This window comes from Rossellomorea sp. KS-H15a (assembly GCF_024195245.1).
Taxonomy (GTDB): Bacteria; Bacillota; Bacilli; order Bacillales; family Bacillaceae_B; genus Rossellomorea; species Rossellomorea vietnamensis.
On sequence record NZ_CP096886.1, the window covers coordinates 2,723,378 to 2,749,782 of the forward strand.

General features: G+C 40.0%; 35 protein-coding genes. 28 read left to right on the top strand and 7 right to left on the bottom strand.

What is annotated here, in order from left to right; all coding sequences use genetic code 11:
• Window positions 1–4 precede the first annotated feature (4 nt).
• Window positions 5–379, top strand: a complete 375-nt coding sequence (locus M1J35_RS13770) for a nucleotide excision repair endonuclease (RefSeq protein WP_229595151.1) — start codon at window positions 5–7, stop codon at window positions 377–379.
• Window positions 380–430: 51 nt separating this feature from the next.
• Here M1J35_RS13770 and M1J35_RS13775 read toward each other — a convergent pair whose 3' ends face one another.
• Both M1J35_RS13775 and M1J35_RS13780 read right to left on the bottom strand, forming a co-directional pair.
• The gene (locus M1J35_RS13775; protein WP_254651485.1) at window positions 431–886 is read right to left on the bottom strand and encodes a hypothetical protein; all 456 of its coding nucleotides are present in this window, start codon (window positions 884–886) and stop codon (window positions 431–433) included.
• Window positions 887–1,102: 216 nt separating this feature from the next.
• Complete coding sequence (locus M1J35_RS13780; RefSeq protein WP_224521088.1) at window positions 1,103–1,654, bottom strand: MEDS domain-containing protein; 552 nt, start codon at window positions 1,652–1,654, stop codon at window positions 1,103–1,105.
• A gap of 176 nt (window positions 1,655–1,830) precedes the next feature.
• Here M1J35_RS13780 and M1J35_RS13785 point away from each other — a divergent pair, with 176 nt between their 5' ends.
• Both M1J35_RS13785 and M1J35_RS13790 read left to right on the top strand, forming a co-directional pair.
• Window positions 1,831–2,355, top strand: coding sequence for a GNAT family N-acetyltransferase (locus M1J35_RS13785; protein WP_224520042.1), 525 nt, complete (start codon window positions 1,831–1,833; stop codon window positions 2,353–2,355).
• Between the two features lie 332 nt (window positions 2,356–2,687).
• Entirely contained in the window at window positions 2,688–3,392 is a 705-nt protein-coding gene (locus M1J35_RS13790; protein WP_254651486.1) for a class I SAM-dependent methyltransferase, read from the top strand.
• 50 nt (window positions 3,393–3,442) lie between these two features.
• On the opposite strand, the gene M1J35_RS13795 is transcribed toward M1J35_RS13790, so the two are convergent.
• Window positions 3,443–4,321, bottom strand: a complete 879-nt coding sequence (locus tag M1J35_RS13795) for a LysR family transcriptional regulator (protein ID WP_061811310.1) — start codon at window positions 4,319–4,321, stop codon at window positions 3,443–3,445.
• A 112-nt stretch (window positions 4,322–4,433) separates the two neighbouring features.
• Here M1J35_RS13795 and M1J35_RS13800 point away from each other — a divergent pair, with 112 nt between their 5' ends.
• The 3 genes from M1J35_RS13800 to M1J35_RS13810 all read left to right on the top strand — a co-directional run bounded on the left by M1J35_RS13800 (window position 4,434) and on the right by M1J35_RS13810 (window position 7,436).
• Window positions 4,434–5,519 (top strand): citrate synthase/methylcitrate synthase, encoded by a 1,086-nt coding sequence (locus M1J35_RS13800; protein WP_254651487.1) that lies wholly within the window; start codon window positions 4,434–4,436, stop codon window positions 5,517–5,519.
• Between the two features lie 1,011 nt (window positions 5,520–6,530).
• Complete coding sequence (locus M1J35_RS13805) at window positions 6,531–6,887, top strand: VOC family protein (RefSeq protein ID WP_229595161.1); 357 nt, start codon at window positions 6,531–6,533, stop codon at window positions 6,885–6,887.
• Window positions 6,888–6,977: 90 nt separating this feature from the next.
• Window positions 6,978–7,436, top strand: a complete 459-nt coding sequence (locus tag M1J35_RS13810) for an NUDIX hydrolase (RefSeq protein ID WP_254651488.1) — start codon at window positions 6,978–6,980, stop codon at window positions 7,434–7,436.
• A gap of 106 nt (window positions 7,437–7,542) precedes the next feature.
• On the opposite strand, the gene M1J35_RS13815 is transcribed toward M1J35_RS13810, so the two are convergent.
• Window positions 7,543–8,049 carry a GNAT family N-acetyltransferase gene (locus M1J35_RS13815; protein WP_254651489.1) on the bottom strand — a complete coding sequence of 169 codons (507 nt, stop codon included), beginning with the start codon at window positions 8,047–8,049 and terminating at the stop codon, window positions 7,543–7,545.
• A gap of 213 nt (window positions 8,050–8,262) precedes the next feature.
• Between M1J35_RS13815 and M1J35_RS13820 the strand changes: the two genes are divergently transcribed.
• The 4 genes from M1J35_RS13820 (at window position 8,263) to M1J35_RS13835 (ending at window position 11,446) form a co-directional block, all read left to right on the top strand.
• Window positions 8,263–8,910, top strand: coding sequence for a pentapeptide repeat-containing protein (locus M1J35_RS13820; protein WP_254651490.1), 648 nt, complete (start codon window positions 8,263–8,265; stop codon window positions 8,908–8,910).
• 283 nt (window positions 8,911–9,193) lie between these two features.
• Window positions 9,194–10,105, top strand: a complete 912-nt coding sequence (locus M1J35_RS13825) for an ABC transporter ATP-binding protein (RefSeq protein WP_254651491.1) — start codon at window positions 9,194–9,196, stop codon at window positions 10,103–10,105.
• A gap of 15 nt (window positions 10,106–10,120) precedes the next feature.
• Entirely contained in the window at window positions 10,121–10,864 is a 744-nt protein-coding gene (locus M1J35_RS13830; RefSeq protein ID WP_254651492.1) for an ABC transporter permease, read from the top strand.
• 123 nt (window positions 10,865–10,987) lie between these two features.
• Complete coding sequence (locus M1J35_RS13835; protein WP_254651493.1) at window positions 10,988–11,446, top strand: GNAT family N-acetyltransferase; 459 nt, start codon at window positions 10,988–10,990, stop codon at window positions 11,444–11,446.
• Between the two features lie 90 nt (window positions 11,447–11,536).
• On the opposite strand, the gene M1J35_RS13840 is transcribed toward M1J35_RS13835, so the two are convergent.
• The gene (locus tag M1J35_RS13840; protein ID WP_254651494.1) at window positions 11,537–11,986 is read right to left on the bottom strand and encodes a sigma-70 family RNA polymerase sigma factor; all 450 of its coding nucleotides are present in this window, start codon (window positions 11,984–11,986) and stop codon (window positions 11,537–11,539) included.
• A gap of 299 nt (window positions 11,987–12,285) precedes the next feature.
• Here M1J35_RS13840 and M1J35_RS13845 point away from each other — a divergent pair, with 299 nt between their 5' ends.
• Window positions 12,286–12,576 carry a hypothetical protein gene (locus tag M1J35_RS13845; RefSeq protein WP_229595169.1) on the top strand — a complete coding sequence of 97 codons (291 nt, stop codon included), beginning with the start codon at window positions 12,286–12,288 and terminating at the stop codon, window positions 12,574–12,576.
• A 126-nt stretch (window positions 12,577–12,702) separates the two neighbouring features.
• Here the strand turns inward: M1J35_RS13845 and M1J35_RS13850 are convergent, their stop codons facing one another.
• Entirely contained in the window at window positions 12,703–13,809 is a 1,107-nt protein-coding gene (locus M1J35_RS13850; RefSeq protein WP_371928672.1) for a serine hydrolase domain-containing protein, read from the bottom strand.
• A gap of 158 nt (window positions 13,810–13,967) precedes the next feature.
• On the opposite strand from M1J35_RS13850, the gene M1J35_RS13855 reads away from it, so the two are divergent.
• The 10 genes from M1J35_RS13855 (at window position 13,968) to M1J35_RS13900 (ending at window position 21,124) form a co-directional block, all read left to right on the top strand.
• Window positions 13,968–14,420, top strand: a complete 453-nt coding sequence (locus M1J35_RS13855; RefSeq protein WP_254651496.1) for an NUDIX domain-containing protein — start codon at window positions 13,968–13,970, stop codon at window positions 14,418–14,420.
• Between the two features lie 34 nt (window positions 14,421–14,454).
• Window positions 14,455–14,640, top strand: a complete 186-nt coding sequence (locus tag M1J35_RS13860) for a hypothetical protein (RefSeq protein WP_224520029.1) — start codon at window positions 14,455–14,457, stop codon at window positions 14,638–14,640.
• Window positions 14,641–14,730: 90 nt separating this feature from the next.
• Complete coding sequence (locus M1J35_RS13865; protein ID WP_371928673.1) at window positions 14,731–15,189, top strand: NUDIX domain-containing protein; 459 nt, start codon at window positions 14,731–14,733, stop codon at window positions 15,187–15,189.
• A 99-nt stretch (window positions 15,190–15,288) separates the two neighbouring features.
• Window positions 15,289–15,951, top strand: coding sequence for an HAD family hydrolase (locus tag M1J35_RS13870; RefSeq protein ID WP_254651497.1), 663 nt, complete (start codon window positions 15,289–15,291; stop codon window positions 15,949–15,951).
• A gap of 161 nt (window positions 15,952–16,112) precedes the next feature.
• Entirely contained in the window at window positions 16,113–16,340 is a 228-nt protein-coding gene (locus tag M1J35_RS13875) for a hypothetical protein (RefSeq protein WP_034759521.1), read from the top strand.
• Window positions 16,341–16,584: 244 nt separating this feature from the next.
• Window positions 16,585–16,860: a helix-turn-helix transcriptional regulator gene (locus M1J35_RS13880; RefSeq protein ID WP_051758270.1), complete on the top strand. Its 276-nt coding sequence runs from the start codon at window positions 16,585–16,587 to the stop codon at window positions 16,858–16,860.
• Between the two features lie 39 nt (window positions 16,861–16,899).
• Window positions 16,900–18,171 (top strand): MDR family MFS transporter, encoded by a 1,272-nt coding sequence (locus tag M1J35_RS13885; RefSeq protein ID WP_254651498.1) that lies wholly within the window; start codon window positions 16,900–16,902, stop codon window positions 18,169–18,171.
• Window positions 18,172–18,347: 176 nt separating this feature from the next.
• Entirely contained in the window at window positions 18,348–19,022 is a 675-nt protein-coding gene (locus tag M1J35_RS13890; RefSeq protein ID WP_254651499.1) for a serine/threonine protein kinase, read from the top strand.
• Window positions 19,023–19,163: 141 nt separating this feature from the next.
• The gene (locus tag M1J35_RS13895; RefSeq protein ID WP_254651500.1) at window positions 19,164–20,240 is read left to right on the top strand and encodes an NAD(P)H-dependent flavin oxidoreductase; all 1,077 of its coding nucleotides are present in this window, start codon (window positions 19,164–19,166) and stop codon (window positions 20,238–20,240) included.
• Window positions 20,241–20,434: 194 nt separating this feature from the next.
• Window positions 20,435–21,124: a hypothetical protein gene (locus tag M1J35_RS13900; RefSeq protein ID WP_061809293.1), complete on the top strand. Its 690-nt coding sequence runs from the start codon at window positions 20,435–20,437 to the stop codon at window positions 21,122–21,124.
• Window positions 21,125–21,161: 37 nt separating this feature from the next.
• Here M1J35_RS13900 and M1J35_RS13905 read toward each other — a convergent pair whose 3' ends face one another.
• The gene (locus M1J35_RS13905; RefSeq protein ID WP_254651501.1) at window positions 21,162–21,641 is read right to left on the bottom strand and encodes a hypothetical protein; all 480 of its coding nucleotides are present in this window, start codon (window positions 21,639–21,641) and stop codon (window positions 21,162–21,164) included.
• A gap of 93 nt (window positions 21,642–21,734) precedes the next feature.
• Between M1J35_RS13905 and M1J35_RS13910 the strand changes: the two genes are divergently transcribed.
• The 7 genes from M1J35_RS13910 (at window position 21,735) to M1J35_RS13940 (ending at window position 26,394) form a co-directional block, all read left to right on the top strand.
• On the top strand, window positions 21,735–22,322 hold the full coding sequence (locus tag M1J35_RS13910; protein WP_254651502.1) for a vWA domain-containing protein: 588 nt from the start codon (window positions 21,735–21,737) through the stop codon (window positions 22,320–22,322).
• 146 nt (window positions 22,323–22,468) lie between these two features.
• Entirely contained in the window at window positions 22,469–23,641 is a 1,173-nt protein-coding gene (locus M1J35_RS13915) for a TraB/GumN family protein (RefSeq protein WP_254653763.1), read from the top strand.
• Between the two features lie 93 nt (window positions 23,642–23,734).
• On the top strand, window positions 23,735–23,932 hold the full coding sequence (locus tag M1J35_RS13920) for a hypothetical protein (protein WP_254651503.1): 198 nt from the start codon (window positions 23,735–23,737) through the stop codon (window positions 23,930–23,932).
• A gap of 19 nt (window positions 23,933–23,951) precedes the next feature.
• Window positions 23,952–24,488: a histidine phosphatase family protein gene (locus M1J35_RS13925; protein WP_254651504.1), complete on the top strand. Its 537-nt coding sequence runs from the start codon at window positions 23,952–23,954 to the stop codon at window positions 24,486–24,488.
• Between the two features lie 115 nt (window positions 24,489–24,603).
• Window positions 24,604–24,789 carry a hypothetical protein gene (locus tag M1J35_RS13930; RefSeq protein WP_034759495.1) on the top strand — a complete coding sequence of 62 codons (186 nt, stop codon included), beginning with the start codon at window positions 24,604–24,606 and terminating at the stop codon, window positions 24,787–24,789.
• 160 nt (window positions 24,790–24,949) lie between these two features.
• Window positions 24,950–25,129 carry a hypothetical protein gene (locus M1J35_RS13935; RefSeq protein ID WP_254651505.1) on the top strand — a complete coding sequence of 60 codons (180 nt, stop codon included), beginning with the start codon at window positions 24,950–24,952 and terminating at the stop codon, window positions 25,127–25,129.
• A gap of 440 nt (window positions 25,130–25,569) precedes the next feature.
• Window positions 25,570–26,394, top strand: a complete 825-nt coding sequence (locus M1J35_RS13940; RefSeq protein WP_224520020.1) for a M55 family metallopeptidase — start codon at window positions 25,570–25,572, stop codon at window positions 26,392–26,394.
• Window positions 26,395–26,405 lie beyond the last annotated feature (11 nt).

Below are 26,405 nucleotides of genomic sequence, written 5' to 3' on the forward strand. Positions count from 1 at the left end.
ATTCATGATAAACATTCAAATCCCTCAAGCGGATATTTCCATAACGGAACGAAAACAAGCAAAAGACTCAGAAGAACCAAAGATCAAAAGTATCCAGGGCTTTATCGATCTTCACGAAATTCCAAGAGATAAGGGAGGCATCATCTTATTTTATAATATCAATGATGAACTTCTATTCGTTGGGAAAGCCAGAAAGCTGCGACAAAGAGTGAAGAAGCATCTTGAGGATACTGTATCACCACTGCGTAATCACAGAGATGAAGTCTACCGAATCGATGTAGCTATCGTAGAGGAAGCGATGGATCGTGACATTTATGAAACATACATCATCAATAAACTTCAAGCGAAATATAATGTAGACAAAGTATTCTATAAGTAAGAAATTAAAAAGGTACCAGGGTCAGATTAAGGACCCTGGTACCTTTTTGATTTATAGAGATGTATATAAGCTTCTAGCGGGTAAGTGTGGATTCCATTTAACCAACAATTCTTCCCGAACTCCAAAATAGGTTGTAGCTGTCCGATCAGTCACCCCATAAGAAACCTCGGTTCCTTCCTCACTCCAATGAATGGTGATCGATACGATTACAGAAGGTCTCTTTACCCCGGCTATCTCAATATCAACCGGTTGCTTCAGGTCAAATAACGTTTCAAAGCTGATTTCCTGTCTTTGGATTGATGGGGGCGAGAGGGAATCTTCAATATTCACATATTTCTTTTTATGATCCAGGATATCATATGTTATAAAAGATTCCCCGGGATTAATCCAGTACACGATGTGCACAATGCGCCCTGCCTTTAAAGAAGTTCCGGAATATGTTTCATGAAAAAGATCCTCATACTCAATGACTTCATTCAATTTGATGGGATTTATGGTTCCGTTCACAAGAGCCCCTCCTGTAATAAAGATAGAAAGCCTTATAGTTATAGTTATTGGAGGGGTGTCACTCATAGAACCATGAGAAAAAACAACTGATCCATTTTTAAAGAATCATAGAGAAGGATATCTGAAGATGACTATCTATCGGTAAAACCATAATGTAAGAGCACCGCGCAGTTCAAAATAAAAGACCCTTCGTAAAAGAAGGATCTTAATAGTTTACTATCTTCTATAAGCAATGGATAATCGAAGATCCTCATCTGTCAACACATACTGATGAACCATCTCCAATGTTTCTGTCAACGTACTTGATAATCTGTGACTTGGATATGCACAAACAGATAGCATACCTTCTTGAAGGACATAATCATCCGCGATCGATTCAAATTCCTTGATTAAGTTTGCGTTCGGTTCTTTCGAAATCCATTCGACATGGCCCCAGGTTCTTATGGAAGGGTTCAATTTCTTTATGACAGAGAGATCCTTCTGGAAAGCGTTGAGAATATGCTGAGTGTTAAAATCCCCGTTTAAAAAATAGTAGTCAAAATTATCAACTAATGAAATGGATGAGAGCTGTTCCTCTGTATACAATCTGTTCATTCTATGCTTGACCTTGGTGATATTTCTCATGCTTTCAATAATAAGCATATGTTGATTGTTTTCCAAGCCAGCCCGAATAAATAACATCAGATTTCGAATGTAGGCTTCCTCCTGTTGAAAGGGGTAGAAAATATGACCTTTCTGTAACGTTGCGAGCTTCACATCATTTAACACTTCCAAATATCCTCACCTCTCGTCCCAAGAAAATATTGCCTTTATTCTACTTTAAGCATAACATAAACGTGTATGAAGCTATATACATTTAAGTTTGAATATTCTAACAATTGTCCACCTGATACATTCCGTGGTCATTTCACCATATTTACAGGATGAGAAAGAGAGGAAGAGACATGAATCTTCATATTGAAAAATTAACCCACCCAAATAGTGATATCCTTAATGCTTTAAATAAATGGGATAACCATCCCGATTTGATTCCTTTCATTCGGCCCAATCGGAACAGGGAAGAGCTTGAGCAATGTAGGAACATGGACATGGATGAGTTGAAAGATCGATTGGAATCTCATCCTATGTTTCTTATATACGTGGAAAATAAACTTGTAGGGGAAATGAATTATATGATTGACCCCCCTCATCTATTTAAAAAAGTGAGGGGAACTGCCTGGGTAGGGATTACGATTGGCGATCCTGATGCACGGGGGAAGGGAATAGGGTATGAAGCCATCCGGTATTTGGAAAAGGAAATAAAAGAACAAGGACTGGCCAGAATAGAACTTGGTGTTTTTGAGTTTAACGCTCAGGCACATAAGCTATACAGTCAGATGGGTTATCAGGTAATAGGCAGGATCCCGGATTTCACCTATTGGAATGAAAAAATGTGGTCCGATATCCGCATGGAGAAAGTCCTGGTTTGATTTTATAAAAATTTAGAGGGCGACCATACCGAATGCATTTTTATTTATTTCATTTTTGTAACAATTATGACAATAATGGTATTCCAACAGAATTCAACCCCTTACCTCAATTCAATCAGAATCCATCAGGTTGGATGATAACACATTTGGATACCCTTCCATTAATATGTATAAAGGGAACTTAATTAGGGGGTTGTGAACCCATACAAGCAGATAGAATCGTAAACTTCACCTCTGGTTCCTCCGCGAAAAAATATATTTGTAAAATCGTGGTAACCTACCTAATCTTGTAATAAAGTATACTGTAATCAGATGATGAAGGAGGGAACCATATGCAAGAAAGTATTCGTAATTACGATGATTTATTAACCATGCTTGATTCATTTTTACGGGAACCTGAACCATTTTGGGATGAGTTTTTTTCTGACCGCGAGAAACCAGTACCTATCTTTGTAAATGCACCCGACGAAAACTTAGTTTCTTATATAGACCGTGGAATCATCACAAGGGGAAAGGTACTCGAGCTTGGCTGTGGACCAGGCAGGAATGCCATTTTTTTAGCAGAACATGGATTTGAGGTTGACGCAGTCGATCTATCCAAAACGTCCCTTGATTGGGCAAGGGAACGGGCTGATGAAAGAAATTTGACCATCAACTTTCTACATCAAAATATATTTGATTGTGACCTCACCAATGAAAAGTACGATTTCATATACGATTCAGGATGTTTTCACCATATCGCTCCCCACAGAAGGATAAGTTACATAAATCTAATTGAAAGAGCATTAAGGGAAGGAGGATACTTTGGCATAACGTGTTTTTATAAGGGTGGTAAACTAGGCGGATCTGATCTATCTGATTGGGAAGTGTATAAAAAAGGATCTCTGATGGGAGGATTAGGGTATACAGAAGAACGTTTAATGAGAGTCTTTCAATCATTAAATCCCATTGAAATCAGGAAAATGATCGATAAAATAGGTTCAGATAACATGTTCGGAGCATCTGACTTACTGACAGGTCTTTTTCAAAAAAGGTAATCTATCCAAAGGATGCCATGGACACTAAATCGTGCCCATGGTATCCTTTTTTACACTCTAAATCGGGACAGAAAACGTAAAAATTCGTTTTGTGTTTTATGTTGGTATTTTGTAAGTGCGAAGGTCTTAGCTTCCGGCATGGGAAAAGCACTTGTATGAACTTCTAGCAGCCTCCCTTCCAACAGCTCTCTCCTGACTGAAGAGGAAGGAAGATAGGATACGCCAAGTCCTTCTGCAATGAACCGTTTCGTAATATGTGTCTGCGAAACTCTCATCATCCTTGTTGTCGGATAAAATTGTTTAATGGTATAACAGAGTTCATCCCAATAGGAAGGGTGATTGTGGGTCAATAAGTAATTCGATGCCAATAACTCTTCTTCGTCCAGGGGTGGTGCTGATTCAAAATCCCTTCCATCATGAGGAGCCACCAAAATGACCTTATCTGAGAATAAGAGAGTCTGTTCAAGTTCAGGACTAAAACAGGGGAGACAGGAAAGTCCGATATCCACCCTTTCTTCCAAAACCGCCTTCTCTATTTCCGCAGATTCAATGATTTCAACCGAAATTTCCACCTGGGGATGATTCTCAAGATACTGCTTTAATACAAAAGGCAGGACATTATCAGCAATCAAGGGGGAGATAGCCATTTTAAGTGTGGTTGTGTAACCCTGACTAAAGGATTGTATATCTGTAATCCCTTCCTCATACACCTCGATCAATCTCTTCGCATTTTGTAAATAGGATCTCCCCGCTTCTGTCAGTTTGATTTTCTTCCCATCTCTTTCGAATAGGATCACCCCGAGTTCTTTTTCAAGTTGTTTAATATGTACCGTGACGGTCGGTTGTGAAATATATAATCGCTCGGCAGCTTTCCTGAAATGGTTGAATTCAGCTGCAATAATAAATGTTTTAATAATACTCAAATCCACTAGACCCACCCCTTATTATAAAATGTAATCAATTCAATTAAATATATTTAATTTTCTTAATTATAAATCCATTATACAATCATTGTAATTAAGCGAAAAGGGGATGTTGGGAATGTTTAGTGAAGGGTTAAAAGGGATTGTGGCAGCTCAAACGTCGATCAGTCACATTGATGGAAATGAAGGTGTCCTCATTTATAGGGGATATGAAATCGGAGATCTCGGTCATCTGTCATTTGAAGAAGCTGCGTTTTTGTTGTGGTATGGGGATCTTCCGAAAAAGGAGGATGCAGTGGAAATCAAGAAGAAATTGAGCACCTATCGCACTCTGACACCTGCAATGAAGGAAATTCTTCATTCACTACCAGAAGAAATGGATATGATGAGTGTATTAAGGACGGTTATCTCTTCCATAGGAGGATCAGAATACAACTGGAAGCCGACAATAGAGCAATCTTTGCGATTGACAGCTGTCATACCGACCATCATTGCCCATCGATTTAATATGCTGATGGGTGGACCTTTATTTGAGAGTGATACCGAGTTAAGCCATGTAGAGAATTATCTATTTATGCTAACAGGAAAAAGGCCGTCTAAGGCAGTTGCGGATGCAATTGAAACGTATATGGTACTTACGATGGAACATGGAATGAATGCTTCGGCCTTCTCGGCAAGAGTCACGGCATCAACGGAATCTGATCTTGTTTCAGCCATCACTTCAGCGATCGGGACAATGAAAGGACCCCTCCACGGTGGGGCACCATCCGGGGTCATTGATTTATTGAACGAAATAGGTGTGGCTGAAAGAGCCGAAACAATCATTAGAGAAAAATTGCTGAAAGGTGAGAAGCTGATGGGATTCGGTCATCGGGTATATAAGACTCATGATCCAAGAGCCCTTGCTTTAAGAACAAAGCTGCTAGAAAATAAGGGTGGTGATTCCTCTTTGGATCTGGCAATATTTGTCGAGAAGAAGGCGATTGAATTGTTAGCTGAATTGAAGCCGGGAAGATCTCTGTACACCAATGTAGAATTTTATGCAGCAGCCATCATGAAATCGATTAATCTGCCAACTGATCTATTCACACCGACTTTTACGGCCGCTCGCATCGTTGGTTGGACAGCCCATGTATTGGAGCAGGCTGAAAATAATACAATATTCAGGCCACAGTCTGAATATATAGGAATACGAAACGCCTGAAAAACAACTCCTTCCTGTCTACTTGATGCAGACTTTTGTGTGAGACTGGGACATATCTAAATACATCTTCTCTAAAGACGATCAATAAAAATTAGGTAGGATCTCTTGTTACACCGCTTTTGATTTCCGTGCAAGACTTCGCTTTCCTCGGGCGGAAGGCAAGCCTCCTCGTCGCTAACGCTCCTGCGGGGTCTTACCTATTCCGCTTTTCCCGTAGGAGTCTTCGTCTTGCACTCCAATCAAAAGCTAGATCCTGCTCTCTACAGTGTTTAAACTTTAGCAAAAATATTAAAAGGCCCGTTACACTATGGTTGTTATTCATACAAAGACTTTATAGTTTCGGATGTTCGATCATTCGGAGCATAATGAGTCATTCTCATCAGGTAAGTAAGAGTATGTGTATAAGTAACGGTAATTGGTAATTGATCATTGGAACTTTATAAGATAAGAGTTGGTGTATGAAATGGGGGACTCTACAATGTTATAGTTAAACACTTAAGCTTGGAAAGTTGATTGGAACGGAAGTTGCTCGACTCCTGCGGGAAACGCTGGACAGTAAGAAAAGCGGAGGCGGCTCGCCTAGCCCCGCCAAGCATAAGCTAAATGGGCATAGAAGGCGTCTTTTGCCTTCTATGCCCATTTAGCTTATGACCTCGAGGGGCTAGCCGCCGTAGCTAGACAGGTGAGACCCCGCAGGGCTTTAGCCCGAGGAGGCTCACCGCCAGCCCCGCGGAAAGCGAGCAACTCTCGCTGTAATCAACCACTACTCACTACATTCAAAACCAACTGTATTTACGTAAACAGCTAAATGATAAATCCGAACGATTTCGAATGATCGTTCGGATTTTCTTTTAACTAAACTCTTTTGTCCAAACCTCTTTCTTTGCAAAACATTATTCGCTTGAAGGACAATGGGAAATTTTGTCGAATTGTAAATAGTGCGTAATGGTATCAGGGATCATCTTTAAGTGAGGTCAATTTAACATGATAAGAAATGTGGAGGGAATGAATGTGAAAAATCGAAATGGAAAAGTGGTTGGCTTTGAAATAAGCAGTCAGGCTCCAGAAAAAGCAGCAGCCTTTTATTCGAATGTTTTCGGGTGGGAAGTGGATGAACCCAAGTGGGACTACCATACAGTCTCGACCGGACACAAAGATGGAATAAATGGGGGGATTAGCAAGGGACCCCATGATCATCCACACGGTACACGAATTCAAATTGAAGTAGAATCCATTGAAGAAACCATTTCTGCAGCTAAAGAAAATGGGGCAATGGTGGTAAGAGACAGGATGGAATTCGAGCATTTTTTCCTTGCGTACTTAGTGGACCCCACCGGTGTTGGGATTGGATTGATTGAAAACAAATAGGAAATAAATCAACATAGTAGAAGGGAGAGTGAGACAACCTTGTTTGAAACTGAATTAGGAAAACCCAAAAGCTTGGTAACTGAATACAAAATGAAATATAGAACCGCCGTTAAGGCAGTCATCATACAAGATGGTAAAATTCTTCTTATGCATTCCAACAGGGGAGATTATAAATTTCCAGGAGGAGGAGTCGAAGAAGATGAAAGTCTGCCTGCTGCCCTGATAAGGGAAGTGGCCGAAGAGACCGGCTACATACACTGTCAGGTTAAAGAGCCTGTAGGTATCGTGATACAAAGGCATCTGGACTTATATGATGAAGATACAATATTCGAAATGACTTCACATTATTTTCATTGCGAACTATCAGACTTTGATAAAATACCTCAACAATTAGAGGAATACGAGTCGGAGTTGGAAATGGCTCCCCGATGGATCACCTTGGATGAAGCCATTGACGGGAATGAGAGGCTGATGGACAAGTATGAGAACAATCGATGGATCAAAAGGGAAAACTATGTTTTGGAAGAATTAAAGAAATTATACGAATAGATACGCTTACCCGGTATAGGGTATGGAAAAGAGCTGTCGATTTATTATGACCCAGCTCTTTTCGATATGAGAAAACGTGAATTACGTTTAGTACATTTCCTTTTAGTTAGATTTTCAATCCGTATTTTTTCAATTCTTCTGTATCATTGGGCAATGTCACATAACCGTCAGACGTCATACCCAACTTTTCAAGAAGTTTAGAAGAAGGTTCATTATCTTTTGACGTAATCGCTACGAGCCGTTTAATCCCCGATTCTTTAGCAAACTCCACCGTAGCGCATGCAGCTTCATACGCATACCCCTGAGTTTGATAGGCAGATAGAAAGGCAAAGCCAATATCCACGTCTTCCAGTCCGTCTCGCTTAATCAGTCCACACAAACCGATTGGTGTATGATCAAGTTTTCGTTCTGCCAAGAATAATCCAAATCCTTTTTGGGCATACATGGCTCTCGGACCATTCAAAATATAAAGATTTGCATCTTCTAAAGTATGAACCCCTTTATCTCCAATGTATTGAAGCCATCCAGGCTCATTCAATAATGTTAAAATAAATCCTGCATCCGACTCCTCCACCCATCTAAGGGAGAGGCGATTTGTTTCTGTAATTTTCATAAGGAACACCCCATTTCTTATTACTCCACCTTATTGTACTTGAAATATATAAGAGAGGAAATCGATTATTTTCATTCAACAATGCTCCATACTATAAACTTGACGACTAACATCATGGCGAGACACACACCTAATAAAAATCCAAGACTACAATTCAATTTTCTTCATGATATAGTTTCTTTATACAAAATGAAGATAATCCGAGGTGTAATCATGGCCCACAAATTTAAAATCGAAGACCCAAAAATCCCTGCTCGTTTAAGCTCTGCCAATTTTCAAGATATCTTTTATGAAGAAGATCCGTTCCTATCAAATGGTTTGATCGAAAATATAGGATTGGAAGGGGAAGAAATCGATCAGCTCGTGATTTCAAAAGTCATGTTTAAAAATGTCTCCTTCACCGGTGCATCTTTGCCCCGTATCGACATGACAGATGTTGTGTTTGAAAACTGTGACCTGTCGAATGCAAACTTCAGTGAAGGAATCATTCATCGGGTCATCTTCAAAGAATGCAAATTATTGGGTGTGAATTTTACCGGTGCTCATTTAGGAAATGTCCGTTTTGAAGAGTGCCTGGCGAATATGAGTGACTTTGTTGAAACACGATTAAAACAAGTAATATTTAACGAGACCTTTTTACAAAATGCCAATTACTCTGACTGTGAACTGCTTAAGGTCAGCTTTAATCAGTGCAATCTTAATGATATTGACTTCACTCAAACTGACCTCAAGGGTATCGATATTAGTACTTGCAAGTTTACACGCATCAATGTAGCTCTTGAAAATCTTTCCGGTTGTGAAATTTCACCTGAGCAGGCGATCGGGTTTGCAAGCTTATTGGGATTGAAAGTGAAGGAGTAATATAAAGGCTGTTGTTATTCATAACGACCTTCATCTAGGGGTTTAAATACGGTACAAGGCATGAAATGATTCAAACGAGAATAACTATGTATCAATAACACCTACCTGCTTTCAATTCGAAGGGGCTGGCGTTGTCAATTCATCCGAGAGATATTGAAAAACGAAAGGAGTGGAAGATAATCCCACTCCTATTTCTTTCGTTTCTTACTATTAGTTGAAACTTTTACCAATTATGATTCGTACATCTTATTATTATGAGGAACTGTTTGGAGGAGGTATATTCATGATCATGGTTGATAACGTAAGCAAGCGATATGATTCACTTCAAGCGCTAAACGACATTCATTTCTCGATTCAGGAAGGCTCTTGTTTCGGCCTTGTAGGACCCAATGGTGCGGGAAAATCCACTTTGATGAAAATCTTTTCCGGTGTATTGCAAAACTTTAATGGGGACATCAATGTCCAGGGCCTATCTGTCAAGAAAGATAGAGTAAAGGTAAAAAAGCTGATCGGCTACATACCTCAAGAAATCTGTTTGGAAGAATCCCTTACTGCCAAGGATAATTTATTGTATTTTGGTAGCCTTTATGGTCTGAAAGGAAAAGACCTTCAAGATCGAACCGGGAAAGTGTTACAACAAATCGGTTTAGAAGAACGAGGGAAAGATAAAGTCAGCACCTTTTCAGGGGGGATGAAGCGCCGGTTGAACATTGGCTGTGCCATTCTACATGCTCCCTCCATTATCATCATGGATGAACCGACAGTGGGAATTGATCCTCAATCAAGAAACTCAATTTTTTCATTCATACATGAACTAAAAGAGAAGGGAAGTACAATCATTTATTCGAGTCACTATATGGAGGAAGTAGAGCAGCTTTGTGACAGCATCGGACTGATTGATAAAGGTTCATTAATTGAATGTGGATCTCTGGGTGAGTTGCAGCAAAAATATAATAAACCGTCATTGTTTGTTTCCGGAGAAGGTTTAGATAATGTTGGTTTATCCAAACATGGAGAGGTCGAATCGAAAGGAAACGGATTTATTCTGCGAAGTGATGATCCTTTGATGACATTGGAAAAATTGATTGCCGAGTTCCGCATCTATAACATTTTGCCAAGAAGGCTAGAGTTATATCAACCGAAACTGGAGGATATCTTTTTCACATTAACTGGAACGCAACTTCGAGATTCATAGAAAGGGGAGGATGATATGTGGGCCATTGCCAAAATGGAATTTAAGAAAAATATACAGGATAAAGGCTTGTGGTTTTGGACATTTATCTTACCGATCGTCTTTATCATTGCCTTTGTTTCCATTTTTTCAGGTGATGAAAATACGAGTTACAAAGAAGTCGTCACTCAAATCATTGCAGGCTATACCATCATGTTCGCTTTTTATATTATGATTTCAATGGTCATCGGACTAGTGAAGGATAGGGATAAAGGAATGGTTGCGAGGATTGCCAGTACGCCACTTCCTATCATGAGCTATTTTATAGGGAAATGGATTCCTTTCATGGTGATCGTGTTGATTCAGATTGCTGTATTATTTGGATTTGGCGTCGTTGTGTATGACCTTCCTTTAGGGGATCCCCTTGGACTGATCATTTTATCCATTTCTTTGGCGTTTATTGTAACCGGTTGGGGCATGGCGCTCGCCGTACTCGTGAAAACGGAAAATATGGGTATTGCCATGACCCAGATCATAGCTCTTGGTGGTGCAATGCTTGGGGGATTGTGGTTACCAGTCGATTTGATGCCGGAGTTCATGCAAACAATCAGTAAGTTACTTCCTCAATACTGGGCAATTGAAGGGTACAAAGAGATCATTTTAGAAGATGGAACCATATTAGATGTCTTATTCAATATTATGATATTGGTCATTGCAGGAATATCTGGTGGCTTGATTGCCATCGCTGCCTATCCACGGTTTCTTCGTACCTCCAAGAGTTAAAGACAGATGGGAAATTTTCTATTTATTTTTAAAAATGAAAATCCTCTCCTTATTTCTTGAAATTCATGGTATGATTCTATGGTCTGAAATACAAGATCTTCGTAGATTGAAAGGGGAACATACTTGAATAAGAATCAAGTGAAAATCGCAGAAGTAAACGCAGAAAATTGGTACGAGTGTTGTCAACTGGAACTTTCCAGGGAGCAACAGGAATTTATTGAGCCTAATGCCATTTCGATTGCTCAATCGAAATTCGAAACTACTTTAAAACCATTCGCCATTTATTTTGAAGATAAAATCGTAGGGTTTTTAATGTTAAACTCTGTACCTGAAGAACTGGATGCTTATTGGGTTTACAGAATCATGGTGGATAAAAACCATCAAGGTAGAGGCATCGGAAAAGCCGCAACAGATCTGATGATGAATGAAATGATAGAAACCTATGGTATAAATAAAATTATAGTAGGATATCATCCTGAAAACCATGGGGCTCACCGCTTATATGCGAGTTTGGGGTTTGTCGATCACGGTGACCGATTCGGCAGGGAAATGGCGGTAGTGAAAGAAGTAACGATTAACTAAGATATCTCAAAAGGGCCAAAAACGCTTGGCCCTTTTTGAGCTTGCATTAAACCCCCTTTTCTAATACCTCTTGAGCAAACGGCTTATTATTCACCCGTTAATGTCCAATATCCCTCGAACCTTTTCCTTTGCTCCCTTCCGCCACTTTTTCACGGCGGATATGGACACATTCTCTACCTCTGCAATTTCACTGACTGTCAGCATATGCAGACAAGTATACATGACCCATTTTCTTTGGTTCGCAGTTAAGTCCCCACAGTAACTGAACAATAATTCTTCGGCCAGTCCTTCGTTGATATGCTCATCTTCGATCATGTCAAAAAACTCCGTCTCTTTGAAAATACTTTTCTCTTCATTTCGACTTTCACTTGTTAATTGAGAAAGTATTCTGCCTCGAACATATGAATAAGCATAAGCAGGAAATGCACCTTTTTCCGGATCGAATTTTTGATGTGCCTCCCAAAGTGCTATGAGACCGGTCTGATAGTATTCAGGTTTGTTTTTATAAATGTGCAGAGAATGAATGATCTTGTGAATCATTCTGTCATATTGCATATGAAGCTTTTCGAATTTCTCTAAGTCAGTATCCTTTTGACCGGCGCGCCGTTCTTTGTATTCCCAGGTAGCTTAACCTTACAAAGGAACTTGGCTTTTTGACAAAAGAGGATAACACTCGTTTTCATGGAAGAAATCTAGCATTACCAAGGTTAGTCATCATCATTTATCGGTAGGGAACAGACAGTTATGCTGGAATTTTCAGTGTGGTGAATTACTTGAGTTTAACTTTACCCACCAATAGCAATACTAAAAGGACCATCCACTTACAAGGAGGTCCTGGTATGCCTAATAAAAAGGATGAAAGCAACGATGTCCTCGGTCAGAAAAATGAAGAGATTGAAAAGCTTGAAGAGATGTTATCCGCCGTCCTTCACTACTTATCAGATGATGAAATCGAAGAAATCGATATCGAATATCTTCTTACGAATACAGATAACCTCCGGGAATGGTGGGATAGCTACCGGGAGAAAAACAAAAAGAAGCTGGAAGATGAGATTAAAAAGTCTTTGAACAGGTTATCTCTTGAGGAGTTAGAAAACATCCGGGAACAAATAAAGAATAAAAATGGCTAAATGACAACAGAGAAACCATAACAATATTATGTAAATTAAGTACAACACAGAAAAAAGCGGATAACGGTATGCCTCAAATAGCTCAGGAAGAGAACCCTTAGGGATAAGGCTTCTCTTCCTTGTCAATCATCTACTTACTAAATTTCTTTTTAACAGTTGATGAGCAAGTGACACAGCTCCTACAGGCATCTGATTCACGATGACCGTCGTAAAAATTTCATCATCGGGATAATAAAGTGTAACGGATTCATACCCATGGATGCCACTATGATGACCATATGCCGTCATTCCATTTTCAAATGTATACTTGTATAAACCCAAACCGTAAAATCGCTCCGGATCATCCGTTTCAGAAAATACAAGCATTTGTTTCATCGACTTCTGAGATAGCAGGGATCCGCCAAAAAGGTCCTTCATGAATGTTTGGATTTCTACGGGGTTTGAAACGAGTGCCCCTGATGTCCCCATGATTGAAACATTGAGATCTGTAATAGGTGTTATATCATCTGATAGGTCAGTCAAGTCAGGCGTCGCTTTCGAATGCCCGGTGGCAAAGGGGAGCCTTAGATCATTGGAACAAGGGAAGTATGTTCTCTCCAGTTGAAGTGGTTGGGTGATCCATTGATAGACTGCATCTTCAAACTTTTTTCCTGAACATTCTTCGACGATCAGTCCCAACAGGATACCATTCGTATTAGAGTATTTGAACGCAGTACCAGGTTCAAATTCCAGGTCGTGGTTGGCAATAAGTCTGACAAGACTTCGAGACGAAAAGAAATCCAGGGGACTTGAAACAGCGTGCTGGATACATTTTGTTCCTGCAACGTCCATCCATAAATAATCCTTAAGACCGCTTCTATGCTGGAGCAGTTGTCTCACGGATATACGACTGCCTTCTTTCAGGATACCGGGTAAGATGGATTCTACCGTTTGCTCCAATGAAAGCATGCCTTCTTCCTGAAGTTTTAGAATCACCACACTTGTTACAATGTTTGATAAGCTTCCAACCCGCTGATGATCATAAGGATCTAACAACGTATCTTGAAGAAGGTTTCGAACACCTGCTGCCATTATATAGTCTTCTCCGGAAGAATCAGTCAGACACAGCGATATACCTGGAATCCTGTATCTATCACGAAAGTATTGGACTGTTTTTTTCAATAAAGCAGGATCCTTCAAAGAAATCATCCTTTCAAGTCTAGGTTTGATAAAGAAAACACCTGCCATATGCATTTGCTTTTAAGCATAAAGCAGGATTTAAGCGGCTTTATATTGAAATGTATATATTTAGTATTTTTTTAATGCTATAGATCCACTAAATAGATAGTGAGTGTCATATAGTATGTTTTATACATATGTGAAATCAAGAGAAATAGAAGGAGAATGAACCGATGCCGATTCGTAACTCAGCAAAAGCCATCATTATCAAAGATAACAAGATACTATTGACTAAAAACAAAGACGAAGACAGTATTTTTCACCTTTTCCCCGGGGGTGGACAGGAACATGGAGAAACACTTCATGAGGCTTTAAAAAGGGAATGCCTTGAGGAAATAGGATGCGAAGTGTCAGTAGGGGAACTAATCCATGTCAGGGAGTATATCGGTAAGAACCATGAACATGCAGTATTTGATTCCGACTTGCATCAAATGGAGTTTTATTTTACCTGTACGCTCATCCACGAATGGAACAATGATCAAACTCCATCTAACCCCGATAGTCATCAAGTAGGGGTGGAATGGATTGATCTGAGTAAACTGAAAGAATACAGATATTATCCTAGAGAAATAGAATCGTATTTAGTCAATAAATCGACCAGAGTTTATCTGGGGGACATTAATTAGTTCTATTTCATTCAAATAAAGAGGGGGATGAGTGATGAGAATAAGTACTTTTATTTTGACAGGTATATTGGCAGGCATTTATTCAAGTGTGTTAGATGGTTTTGAACAGGACTACAGCTTGAATTCCCTTTACAGTGCCTTCATCTTAGCGCTGTTAACGATCGGGACGGGGCTTTTATTACACAGCCTCCCATCCATCAAAAAGTCGAGGGAATCCTGACTGAGCTCTTCGGGAGAATATACGTAAAAGTCTATGGTAAACGGAGTGATAATGATGGATTCTACATATGTATGGTGGGGGGAATCCAAAGTGAAGTTGACATGGAGGCAAAATTCGATCCTTCCTGACACATCACGGGTCACCAGTGTGCATGGATTCTGCTTTAAATATGGAAAGATGCTCTTGGTGAACCTTCATAAGCGAGGCTGGGATTTTCCAGGTGGGCATCTGGAAAAGGGTGAGTCCCCTGAAGGATGCTTGAAGAGGGAAGTGATGGAGGAAGCCTATGTATCCGGCTCTTCTCACTTTTTGGGTTATCTGATTGTGGATCATCATGATAATCTTCACTGGAATGAACAAAGCCCTTATCCAAAAGTAGGCTTTCAACTTTTTTATAGAGTGGACGTCGAAGAAATATATACATTCGAAGCAGAATATGAATCTGCTGAGCGATGTTGGATCGATCCAGATCAAGTAGCCGATTATTATTCCGGATGGAACGGAGTGTATGAGGAGATTCTTTCTCACGCCAGTACAATTAATTTGTAGGTTTTTATATGAAGTGGAATTCCAACAAGTTGAATTCTTACGATAAAGTTAATTTATTTTCAAAGGTTATTAAATGTAGAGGGGTGGAGATGGTTATTTATGATTAAAGCTGCACTATTCGATCTTGATGGGACGCTTTTAAACAGGGATGCGTCTGTCCAAGTATTCATCAAAGACCAATATGAACGATTCTGCCAATGGCTTCACCATATCCCGGCGGATTTATATACATCCAGATTCATTGAATTGGATCAGAGGGGGTATGTGTGGAAAGACAGTGTTTATAAGCAGCTGATCGAAGAATTTTCGATCCTGGAATTAACTTGGGAAGAACTGCTCGATGATTATGTCACTCAATTTAAACACAGCTGTGTACCGTTTCCTCATCTACATCATATGCTGGATGAATTACAGGCTTGTGGCATACAATTGGGGATGATCACAAACGGCTTCGGCAGATTTCAAATGGACAACATACTGGCCCTTGAAATCGAACCTTATTTTCAAGAAATCCTTATCTCTGAATGGGAAGGATTGAAAAAGCCCGACCCTGAGATTTTTAAGAGGGCGATAAAAAGATTACAGGTAAAACCTGAAGAATGTATTTTTGTCGGGGACCATCCTGAGTATGATGTGTACATTGCCCAAAAAATAGGGATGAAGGGTATTTGGAAAAAAGATCCCCATAGGACCGGTGTAAAGCATGCAGATGCTGTGATTGATGATTTGTCTGACTTACCACGCTACTTAAGGAGCTTATAATTTCTTTATTAGGCATTTATAAGGGTGAATCCCCCATCTAACATACTTATTTAGGTAAAGCTACCACTATTAAATTCATGAAATTTCTAGTATAATAGTCTTCTTGATACTACATATTCAGTGTAACGGACTGGAATTGAATCAAATCAGGAGGGTCTAAATTGTTAGAATTCAGTAAATTATTAACAGAACCAGTAAAAACAGTTGCCATCAATATAGCAATTGTTTCGATCGTCACCATATCGCTTACCACACTTATATATACGGTACTTAAATTCATTAAGTTACCAGAAAAATTCATAGAAAATATCATTGGCCTTATCGTCGTGTTCGTTGGAATCGGTACCGTTTATTATTCACTTAGATGGGATTTATTCCTCGCATTATAACGATCTATACTTTCAGTAAAAAGCATCTACATGGTGCTTTTTTTTATGTGCTTTTTTCTTAAAAGCATGTGTCGATCATGAACTTCATCCTAAAGTCTTATATCCTTTCATCTAAAATGACCATGATATGCCCCTGCCATATCAATATAGTATAAATAGAAATGAAATAATCCCCTTGATAATATGTAGAAATTTCTTTATATTTAGTAAATGTGATTTTACCAAATGTTGGAGGTAGCTATCTATGAATGACATGAAGAAATTTTGTAACTCCATTAATTCCTGTTTCACAAATGAGAATTCGTCTTTAGATGAACGAAATATGGGTGAAATTGTATCCTTACTGCGTGTGAAATCTCAACTGACGCAAGAGGAGCTGGCTCAAAAAGCAAATGTATCTACACAAACCATTAAAAGACTTGAAGGAGGCAAGGAAAAGGTAAGTGATATCACTTGTAGAGAAATAATAGAAGCATTGGGGGTTAATATTTCCCGACTGACAAAGCTTCTGGACGAATGAAATGAACGAACGCCCAATTGAAAGAGAGAAGGAATACATATGAGATTCAGAGATTTTCATAAAAATATTAAAATACGCATCATTGAAACATTTATGAGCCGCTTTATTGGGAGCATGATCTTTCCGTTTATGTCCATCTACCTGGCTGTTCATTTTGGAACAAAGGTAGCAGGATTATTACTTTTGATCAATGTGTTTGTAGGAATAGGAATCAATTTTCTTGGAGGATATTTCGCCGATCAATTTGGCCGCAAAAAAATTATGTTATTCGCAGAATCGCTCAGGTTTCTGGCTTTCCTCACCATGATGGTTTGTAACTCGCCCTGGTTTGAATCAGCCGCTGCCACCTTTGCCATGATGACGGTCAACAGCATTTGCTGGGGCCTTGCAGGACCTGCCAATCAGGCTATGATGATCGACGTCAGCACACCATCACAACGGAAACTCATGTATTCGATTACCTACTGGGCGAACAATCTGTCCATCGCGATCGGAGGAATCATAGGGGCTTTCTTATTCAAGGATTACCTTTTCGAGCTCTTTCTTGCATTGAGTGTTGTGTCCGCCATTACCGCAATCTTGGTCGCATTCTTCATTGATGAGAGCCATACGGTATCGGAATCCGAGTTGACACCCTCTCAACATGTTAAACAACTTATTTCAAACTACGGAAAAGTGATGCATGACAAGCTGTTTGTACTTTTTACCATTGCAGGTGTGCTCATTCTGTCCATGGAGTTCCAGCTCACGAATTACATCGGCATTCGACTAAGTGAAGAAATGCCTTCGCAACCGTTCCTATTCTGGGACATAGACGGCGTACAAACCATGGGGATCTTACGAAGTGAAAATACGATTCTGGTCGTCCTCCTCATGCTTTTTGTGACAAGGATTCCGCATTCATTAAAAGACGAGACCGTTTTAGTATGGAGTTGTTTCTTCTTTTCGATAGGGTACACGGCACTTGCTTATTCAAATAACGTGTTCATCCTATTTTTGATGATGGGGGTACTCACTATCGGAGAAGTCTTCCGCGTGCCGGTAGAGCAATCATATTTGGCAGCCATTCCACCTGACGATGCCCGCAGCTCCTATATGGCATTTAGTGGTCTGAAGTTTAACCTGTCCATGTTGATTGCATCCATCACCGTAACACTCGGAGCGATTCTTCCATCGGTCATCATGGCCGGGATCATTCTCACCATTGGACTTACTGGTACGGTGCTATTAAAAATCATTTCTCCAGAATTGGACAGGCGAAAAGAAGCCGTAGATCTGAAACAGAACCATGAAGCTTTTAAGGCAGGTTAGGATATTCAAGGCAAAATAGACTCTGGGAAGGTTCATTCAGGGTTTGTATAAAATTAATAGAAAGATGAGTAGGCTTTGAGTTGATATTTTAAATGGGCAGATGCTATATTATCCTGAATAAGGTACGAATTACGTTCATATCTTTAGAAGAATTAAATCGTACGAAGGGAGAGCCTATGGATAAGAAATGGGAAGTCGCACTACCTTCATTATCTCAGATGTCCGTCTCATCAAATGCAAATAACGAACCTGTCACCATCCATGGCGGAGATGAAACATTACGTTGCATTGGCGTCGGAACAGACGCGGCAGTCTTTCAATCCATTTATGCACCCGACTTTGCTTTCAAATTGTACGCTGAAGATAAAAGATCTAAAATAAAGAGTGAAGAAAAAGTTTATCAAACCATCGGAGAGTCCCCTTATTTCTCCACGTGCTACGCGGCTTATGATACGTTACTGGTGTTAAGTTTTGAAGAAGGACCAACCCTTTTCGATTGTTTGCTGCAGGGGGTCAACATTCCAGAACAAGTGGTTGAAGACGTTGAACATGCAAGACAATATGTTCGAGATCAAGGAATGAATCCGCGTGATATTCACTTGAAAAACATTTTATTGCAAAATGGCAGAGCCAAAATCATTGATGTGTCGGAATATATTCAGCCTGGAAATGATTTCAGGTGGGAGCATTTAAAGAAAGCTTACGACGATCATTACCACCTTATAGAAGGTCGGGCTTTGCCATTTTGGCTGTTGGAGACCATTCGAAAATGGTATAACTCATGGAATAAGCATTTTAGTTCATATGAGGAGTTCGTGAAAAGAGTATCACATTTCACTTCCTTTAAATAAGTCCCAAAAAAAGCGTTCAAGGCATTTGCTTTGAACGCTTTCATGATGAAGAAGAGGTCATGATGAACACGGATGAGTTGTACAACATGCTTTCCTTTGACATAATTCAATATAGAATATGAAAGAAACAGGAGGGAGACTATGTGGTATAAAAATGATGTAACGAAGAATCTCCGTACAAAATATCCTATCATCCAAGCAGGGATGGCCGGAGGGGTCACTACCCCTGAACTGGTTGCTTCTGTATCAAATTCCGGGGGGCTGGGAACGATTGGCGCAGGCTATATGTCTGTCACGGACCTCAATGAAAGTATTAAACAAGTAAAGAAGCAAACGAACCTTCCATTTGGGGTGAATGTATTCATTCCAGAGGAACCGGAATATACTGAAGACCAAATAAATCAAATGCAAGAATTACTGAAACCATTTATGAAAGAATTGAATCTATTCAATGATGATCCATTCACTTTAAAACAAATTGATTTTGAAAGACAGATTGAATCAATTTTAGAGGAAAGAGTCCCCGTCTGCAGCTTTACATTTGGAATCCCGCCAAAGGAAATAATGAAAGAGTTGAAAAAGGAAAGTATTCAAGTGATTGGAACTGCAACGACGGTGGAAGAAGCGTTGATCAATCAAGAATGTGGAGTGGATTTGATTGTCGCGCAGGGAAGTGAGGCGGGTGGTCACAGAGGTACATTTCTTGGTACATATGATGAATCGATGATTGGGACGTTCTCTCTACTTCCACAAGTAGTGGATGCTGTGGAAGTACCGGTCATAGCTGCAGGGGGAGTAATGGATGGAAGAGGCGTGGTAGCTGCAATGGCTTTGGGTGCAAAAGGAGTTCAGATGGGTACGGCTTTTCTTACCAATAAAGAAAGCGGGGCAAAAGAGATACACAAAAAAGCTATTTTACAAGCTGAAGAAACAAGTACAACCCTCACATCTGCATTCAGCGGTAAACCGGCAAGGGGCATAACAAACTCATTCATACACATGATGAAAGAGTATGAGAATCAAATCCTTCCTTACCCTGTGCAAAACGCCTTGACGAAAGAATTGAGAAGGGAAGCCGGCAATCAACGTAACCCTGAATTTATGTCATTATGGTCTGGCCAAAGTCCGCGGCTAAGTAAGGACGTTAATGTACATGAATTGATGGATTCCCTGGTAATGGAAGTGGAAAAAGGTATACACAGATTGACCGGGCAGTGACGGTTATAGAGGATTTCAATACCATTTATTCTCTTTAGTCCCATTATCACAAATCTTCTTTTCCCATTATTTAACCTTGTAATACTTTCTAGCAAAGGTATAATTTTGATATAAGGAAAGCGCTTTTTTATTTAACGTAAATTTTCATAATAATTAAAATTCATTTTTCGAGGTGCATTTTCTAGGAGGTTCACATGAGAGAAATTTTACCGGGATCCATATTGTCTCACATTCAGTACGGGTATCAAAAAGTTCCCAAGAAAGTCAAAAGTCAATGTCCAAGTTGCTCTAAGACCAGTGAATTTGTGCTGAAAGCCAACTTCTATCAAGTAAATAAAACAGGGTTGTTCGCAGAGGCAAACTGTTCGGAGTGTAAGAAACCGGCTGTTTTCGTTATCATGTTGAATGATGATTCGATTCATCACAAGGAGGAAGCGGGCCTTTATATTTATGATCCCCTGGCTACAAATGGACCTTTGGATCAAATCCAGGGGAATAAACGGATCCCCCAGGACCTTGTCCGGTCGTTCCGTTCTGCATTGAATGTCAGCCAGTCCAAAGATAACTCCGCAACCGCCGTAATGTCAAAGCGCGTGTTAGAAAGTGTCCTGAAGAATTTCAATGGAGATCAATCATCAGGTCAATCCCTGTCGGAACAATTCGATCAACTGCCGAAGAATGTAGATCTGTCAAAACCGATCCAGGCCCTCAGCCATCTTGTTCATCCCAAATCAGCATTTTATGAGATGTTGGAATTGGAACGGGAAATAGACGATGAAACTGCCGGCCTGCTCATTGAGTTATTGGAAGGTTTGATAGAATACCTTTATGTGCTTCCGGAAAAAATTGAAACATTACAGGAAAGAATTGAAAAGAAGTATTAGGGGGAGTAGAGTGCCGAAACTGGCACTCTACCTTTTTTTATAATGGTTTTAACCCGAGGGAATACAGTGCCTGGTTGACTTCATCCATGTCGTGAATTTCCTTCTCCAAACAAAACTGAATGACGAGATCGAATCGGTCATTGTTAGACAGGGAGAAACCAGCGGCATTCAACATCTCTACGGTATCTTCCTCAGACAATTTCATAGAAAGACACAAGGCTACCACTGTCCGTTTACTGGGCTTATAATCAGGAAGCGATCTTATTTTGGAAAAAAGCTTCCGGTCTACTCCGGCTTTTTTGTAAACGGAAGCATCTGTCAAACCCCGTTCATCGATATGCTGAAATAGCCTTTCTGAAAAAGACCACGAATGATGCATCTCAATAAACGCTTCAAGCTCATTTGCGTAGACTGCATCACTCAAAATGGTCTCTTCTTTATGTATATCATATACCCGTAAGTCTCCGCTTGCCTCCACAAAATCAAGAAGCTCCTTCAAAATCTGTTCGCTAAGCATAGCATCACCTCCAAATGTCGCTTTCAAAGCGACCAATCTCATACTCTATTTGGATATGATTATATCAGAACAATATGGAGGGGATGAGAAAAAATGAATCGAGAATACACTGAAATCATTTTTTTATTGGATAGAAGCGGGTCGATGAGCGGACTTGAACAAGAGACGATTGGAGGTTACAACTCTTTTATCAAGAAGCAGCGCAAGCTGTCCGGGCAGACACTTGTCACGACCGTTCTCTTTGATGACAAGGTCGAGCAGTTATGGAGTGGGGTTGAGGCTGGTAAGGTAGGGCTCACAAGGGAAGAGTACTTCGTACGGGGGTGCACGGCATTAATGGATGCTGTAGGTAAAACGATCATTGAAGTGGGTCATCGTCTATCCCGTATGGCTGAAGGGCAAAGACCGGGTAAAGTCATCTTCGTCATCACAACCGATGGTATGGAAAACGCCAGTGTGGAGTTCTCTGCTAGTCAGGTGAAGGACCTTATCAATCATCAACAGCAACGATACAATTGGGAGTTCATATTTCTGGGAGCAAATATCAATGCAGCTGAAGAAGCAATAAACATCGGCATAGACAAAGGAAGTGCGTACCAATTTGAAGCTTCTTCTAAAGGAGTTGAAGCGATGTATGATGTGGTGAGTGAAGCTGTGTGTGAAAGGAGAAATAAATGGTAATCGTGATGCCGGTGTCCCATCTTTTTGATGGGATTTTTTCGTTATTCTGATCAGTATTTATTTAAATTTTGCCAAAACTAGTTTATCATAGTGAGGTAGATTCAATTTATTCGGAAGTCAAGGTAATTAAAGGAAGGTACACGATGATGACAGAAAACGAAAAGAATATTACGAGAATACATATGGATGGGAAGGAATTTATTCTCATCGGAACCGCTCATGTGTCACGTCAGAGTGCTGAGCAGGTGAAAGAAGTGATTGAAGCTGAACGCCCGGATACGGTATGTGTTGAGCTGGACGAACCGAGGTATCAATCCATCGTTGAAGGAGATAAGTGGAGGGACACGGATATCTTTCAAGTAATCAAGGATAAGAAAGCGACCTTACTGCTTATGAACCTTGCGATTGGATCATTTCAGCGAAGAATGGCCAAACAGTTCGGCATCAAACCGGGACAGGAAATGATCCAGGGAATTGAATCCGCGAAAGAACTTAACACAGAACTTGTCCTTGCTGACCGCAACATCCAGGTGACATTTTCCCGGATATGGAACAGCGTCGGTTTCAGTGGGAAAGCCAAGCTGTTGACTCAAATCATCTACAGCATTTTCAGTACTGATACGATTACTGAGGAAGAACTCGAGAAAATCAAATCACAGGATATGCTTGATTCGATGTTGAATGAATTCACCCAGGTGTTTCCTAAACTGAAAACACCTTTGATTGATGAACGTGACCAATACCTGGCCCAAAAAATCAAGGAAGCACCTGGGAAAAAGATTGTAGCCGTCCTTGGTGCCGCACACGTTCCGGGGATCACGCAAGAAATCCATAACGAACATAATCTGGATAAACTCAATGAACGACCTGCTAAATCAAAATGGCCTAAAATCATCGGGTGGACCATCCCTATCATGATTCTGGCTGTCATTGCCTACACGTTCATATCAAACCCCGATGCAGGCATACAGCAGGGGATCAGTTGGATATTATGGAATGGGGGATTCTCGGCCTTGGGGGTAGCCATCGGCATGGGCCATCCATTAGCCATATTGACAGCATTCGTCGCAGCACCTATCACATCCTTGAATCCGCTTCTGGCAGCGGGGTGGTTTGCAGGATTCGTTCAAGCCTATTTCCGCAGACCCAATGTCGGTGACTTTGACTCTCTCCCTGAAGATGTCCTGAGTATTAAAGGATTCTGGAGAAACAAAGTAACCCGCGTCCTGCTCATTGTCGTACTTGCCAATTTAGGAAGTACACTGGGGACGGTCATTGGTGGAGCAGACGTCGTAAGATTATTTTTGGAAAATATATAGAAAAAAATGGGTCATCCTTCTGGATGGCTTTTTTTTTGGGAAAATATTGGAATATTATGTTAGAATAAGCTTACAAAAGCTTTGGAGGGGATCATGATAACTGAATTCATCAATCGATATGGCCATTGGCTCCTTCTTCTTATCACGGGGTTGAGTATGGGAATGGGATTTACCATTTTTACATCTTCGGCTCAAGGAGTCATTGCAGGCATATTTGGCATAGTAGGATTTTTGGGCGTAACCTATCTGGTCATCCTTATGGAAGGAAAGAAGAGGAAGAATAGTAAATAATAATGGAAGGAGGAGCTGCATGATCTACGTCATAAGACACGGTCAGACGGACTGGAATAAAGAAGGAAGACTTCAAGGTAGAAGAGGACTCCCTTTAAATGAAGAAGGCGTAAGACAAGCCGAAAATTTAAAACAGCAACTGAGTCATATCAGCTTCGATTACGTCTTTTCATCTCCACAGAAAAGAGCACAGGAAACGGCTGAAATTACCACCGGGGTCGCATGCATTACAGACTCCCGGTTGGATGTATATGATTTAGGGGAAGCAGATGGACTTTTTAAAAGGGAAGTGAAGATGGAAGGACCATTGCCTGATTCAGCTTCCTATAGTGGGGTGGAAAACCCTATGGAGTTTATGAAAAGGATAAAACACTTCATGGCAGAGTTAGAAACATTACATGGCAAGGAAGATAAAAACATTCTGATTTCGGGGCATAGATGCACTACAGGTGCAATTGGGGCTTTTTTTAACGGAATACCAGATGACCAAAATATAGTAAAACTCTCTTCCGATAATGGCGAATATAAGCAGTATGGATTCACGGCAAGAAAATGATCAAGCCTAAAATGTAACTGCTCAGCCACGTTTTCAAAATGGATCTTTGGGTAAATAGTAGTTAACCTTTACCCGCGACCTTGTGAGGAGAGAATAATAGGAGCTGTGACGATCGTTGCTCAATATACATGACAGATACTCCATTGTTTTGTATCAAACCTATATGGCAAGAAACCAGGCTTCCCGTACTTCTCAGAAGATTACCATTCAAATGCTCTCTCAGTACACAGGATTCTCTGAGGAAATCATCCTCGAAGCACTAGAATTTGGAAAGTTATCACCTGATTTATCTTTAAGATAATCACCTAGGGTTAAAGGTCTAAGAAAATTATTTTCTCCTCCAAGGTTGACTTATCATAGATTTATTCATTTTTGTTACATAATTAAATTTTGAAGAATATATTGAAAATACAAGCTTATATTTATTATAATAACAGAAAGGATTTATAGAGGAGGATCTAATGGAAACCCACAGGAGTAAAAGAATCTCAAAGTTATACAGAAAGTTGATTACTTCTGATGCAACGCAAGCTTTCCTTATTTATAAAGGCCTAGATGAGACAACGAAAGCAGAATTACTTGATTTAGTGGCAGAGATGGGCTCTCAGCACTCAGAAAAATTGATGAATAAAATAAGCTAACATACATGCACCGAGTTTAAGACCTGGAGAGATGAGTACCCCCAGGTCTTTTTCTTATGAAAGTCTTCATACGAATAAGGTTTAACAGCGAAATAAATAATATATCAATAAAATAAAGCTAAGTCTTATGTCCCTCATTGAATACTGTACATCGATGATATTTGACATATATATAGAAAAAGAATGCGGTGTGATTTCGATTAGGAAATCCATCGCATTTATTTATTTTGATCCGATTTTATCATTCCATTGAACTATTTCGTTTTCCTTCATGGAGAAAGATACAGTTGAAAATAACGTTTTATAGTCCATACTTCCTTTTTTTATGAAAATAGGAATATATTCCTTTTTATTCAAAAAATGATTGTAATTAAATGCTATAATAATTATAATATTAAGAAAATTTAATAAATATTTCCTAAGAAAGGAGGGAAAACTTTATGAACGTATATATGTCAGTTGATATGGAGGGTATAACTGGACTGGTTGATCATACTCATGTCTCATCAGATAAGCATAATTATGAACGCGGAAGAATCATTATGACAGAAGAGGCCAATGCCATTGTGACTGCCGCCTTTGAGTCGGGCTGTAAGGAAGTATTGGTAAATGACAGTCATTCACAAATGAACAATTTGTTAATAGAAAAACTGCACCCTGAAACGAAACTGATATCCGGTGGAGTGAAACCATATTCCATGGTTCAAGGACTGGATAAGACGTTTGATGGGGCTTTTTTTGTTGGTTATCATGCCCGGGCTTCCATGAAAGGGGTGATGTCCCATTCCATGATCTTTGGGGTGAGAAACATGTACATCAATGATGTGGCCGTTGGGGAATTGGGATTCAATGCATACGTTGCAGGGTACTACGGTGTTCCTGTATTACTGGTTGCAGGGGATGATCAGGCTGCGCTGGAAGCAGAAGCATTCATTCCAAATGTGACAACTGCCGTGGTGAAGGAAACGATTTCCCGATCTGTTGCGAAGAGCCTGACCCCGGAGAAATCAAGACAATTATTAAAAAAGAAAACAGAAGAAGCGATACATAATAAGAAAAATGTACAACCACTTACTCCTCCTGAACATCCTACTTTACGTATCGAGTTTGCGAATTACGGACAGGCGGAGTGGGCAAGTCTCATGCCGGGTACCATTCATGAAGAAGATACAACGATTGTGAGATTTAAGGCCGGGGATATCCTTGAAGCCTATAGAGCCATGCTTGTCATGACTGAACTCGCGATGAGAACAACATTCTGTTAGGAAGTGTTTGA

What these genes read in the sequence shown, in the direction of transcription:
- M1J35_RS13770 (WP_229595151.1), top strand. Translation starts at nt 5, where the DNA reads ATGATAAACATTCAAATCCCTCAAGCGGATATTTCCATAACGGAACGA.
- M1J35_RS13785 (WP_224520042.1), top strand. Translation starts at nt 1,831, where the DNA reads ATGAATCTTCATATTGAAAAATTAACCCACCCAAATAGTGATATCCTT.
- M1J35_RS13790 (WP_254651486.1), top strand. Translation starts at nt 2,688, where the DNA reads ATGCAAGAAAGTATTCGTAATTACGATGATTTATTAACCATGCTTGAT.
- M1J35_RS13800 (WP_254651487.1), top strand. Translation starts at nt 4,434, where the DNA reads ATGTTTAGTGAAGGGTTAAAAGGGATTGTGGCAGCTCAAACGTCGATC.
- M1J35_RS13810 (WP_254651488.1), top strand. Translation starts at nt 6,978, where the DNA reads ATGAAATATAGAACCGCCGTTAAGGCAGTCATCATACAAGATGGTAAA.
- M1J35_RS13815 (WP_254651489.1), bottom strand. Translation starts at nt 8,049, where the DNA reads ATGAAAATTACAGAAACAAATCGCCTCTCCCTTAGATGGGTGGAGGAG.
- M1J35_RS13820 (WP_254651490.1), top strand. Translation starts at nt 8,263, where the DNA reads ATGGCCCACAAATTTAAAATCGAAGACCCAAAAATCCCTGCTCGTTTA.
- M1J35_RS13825 (WP_254651491.1), top strand. Translation starts at nt 9,194, where the DNA reads ATGATCATGGTTGATAACGTAAGCAAGCGATATGATTCACTTCAAGCG.
- M1J35_RS13830 (WP_254651492.1), top strand. Translation starts at nt 10,121, where the DNA reads ATGTGGGCCATTGCCAAAATGGAATTTAAGAAAAATATACAGGATAAA.
- M1J35_RS13840 (WP_254651494.1), bottom strand. Translation starts at nt 11,986, where the DNA reads ATGATTCACAAGATCATTCATTCTCTGCACATTTATAAAAACAAACCT.
- M1J35_RS13845 (WP_229595169.1), top strand. Translation starts at nt 12,286, where the DNA reads ATGCCTAATAAAAAGGATGAAAGCAACGATGTCCTCGGTCAGAAAAAT.
- M1J35_RS13850 (WP_371928672.1), bottom strand. Translation starts at nt 13,809, where the DNA reads ATGCATATGGCAGGTGTTTTCTTTATCAAACCTAGACTTGAAAGGATG.
- M1J35_RS13855 (WP_254651496.1), top strand. Translation starts at nt 13,968, where the DNA reads ATGCCGATTCGTAACTCAGCAAAAGCCATCATTATCAAAGATAACAAG.
- M1J35_RS13860 (WP_224520029.1), top strand. Translation starts at nt 14,455, where the DNA reads ATGAGAATAAGTACTTTTATTTTGACAGGTATATTGGCAGGCATTTAT.
- M1J35_RS13870 (WP_254651497.1), top strand. Translation starts at nt 15,289, where the DNA reads ATGATTAAAGCTGCACTATTCGATCTTGATGGGACGCTTTTAAACAGG.
- M1J35_RS13880 (WP_051758270.1), top strand. Translation starts at nt 16,585, where the DNA reads ATGAATGACATGAAGAAATTTTGTAACTCCATTAATTCCTGTTTCACA.
- M1J35_RS13885 (WP_254651498.1), top strand. Translation starts at nt 16,900, where the DNA reads ATGAGATTCAGAGATTTTCATAAAAATATTAAAATACGCATCATTGAA.
- M1J35_RS13890 (WP_254651499.1), top strand. Translation starts at nt 18,348, where the DNA reads ATGGATAAGAAATGGGAAGTCGCACTACCTTCATTATCTCAGATGTCC.
- M1J35_RS13895 (WP_254651500.1), top strand. Translation starts at nt 19,164, where the DNA reads ATGTGGTATAAAAATGATGTAACGAAGAATCTCCGTACAAAATATCCT.
- M1J35_RS13900 (WP_061809293.1), top strand. Translation starts at nt 20,435, where the DNA reads ATGAGAGAAATTTTACCGGGATCCATATTGTCTCACATTCAGTACGGG.
- M1J35_RS13905 (WP_254651501.1), bottom strand. Translation starts at nt 21,641, where the DNA reads ATGCTTAGCGAACAGATTTTGAAGGAGCTTCTTGATTTTGTGGAGGCA.
- M1J35_RS13910 (WP_254651502.1), top strand. Translation starts at nt 21,735, where the DNA reads ATGAATCGAGAATACACTGAAATCATTTTTTTATTGGATAGAAGCGGG.
- M1J35_RS13915 (WP_254653763.1), top strand. Translation starts at nt 22,469, where the DNA reads ATGACAGAAAACGAAAAGAATATTACGAGAATACATATGGATGGGAAG.
- M1J35_RS13920 (WP_254651503.1), top strand. Translation starts at nt 23,735, where the DNA reads ATGATAACTGAATTCATCAATCGATATGGCCATTGGCTCCTTCTTCTT.
- M1J35_RS13925 (WP_254651504.1), top strand. Translation starts at nt 23,952, where the DNA reads ATGATCTACGTCATAAGACACGGTCAGACGGACTGGAATAAAGAAGGA.
- M1J35_RS13935 (WP_254651505.1), top strand. Translation starts at nt 24,950, where the DNA reads ATGGAAACCCACAGGAGTAAAAGAATCTCAAAGTTATACAGAAAGTTG.
- M1J35_RS13940 (WP_224520020.1), top strand. Translation starts at nt 25,570, where the DNA reads ATGAACGTATATATGTCAGTTGATATGGAGGGTATAACTGGACTGGTT.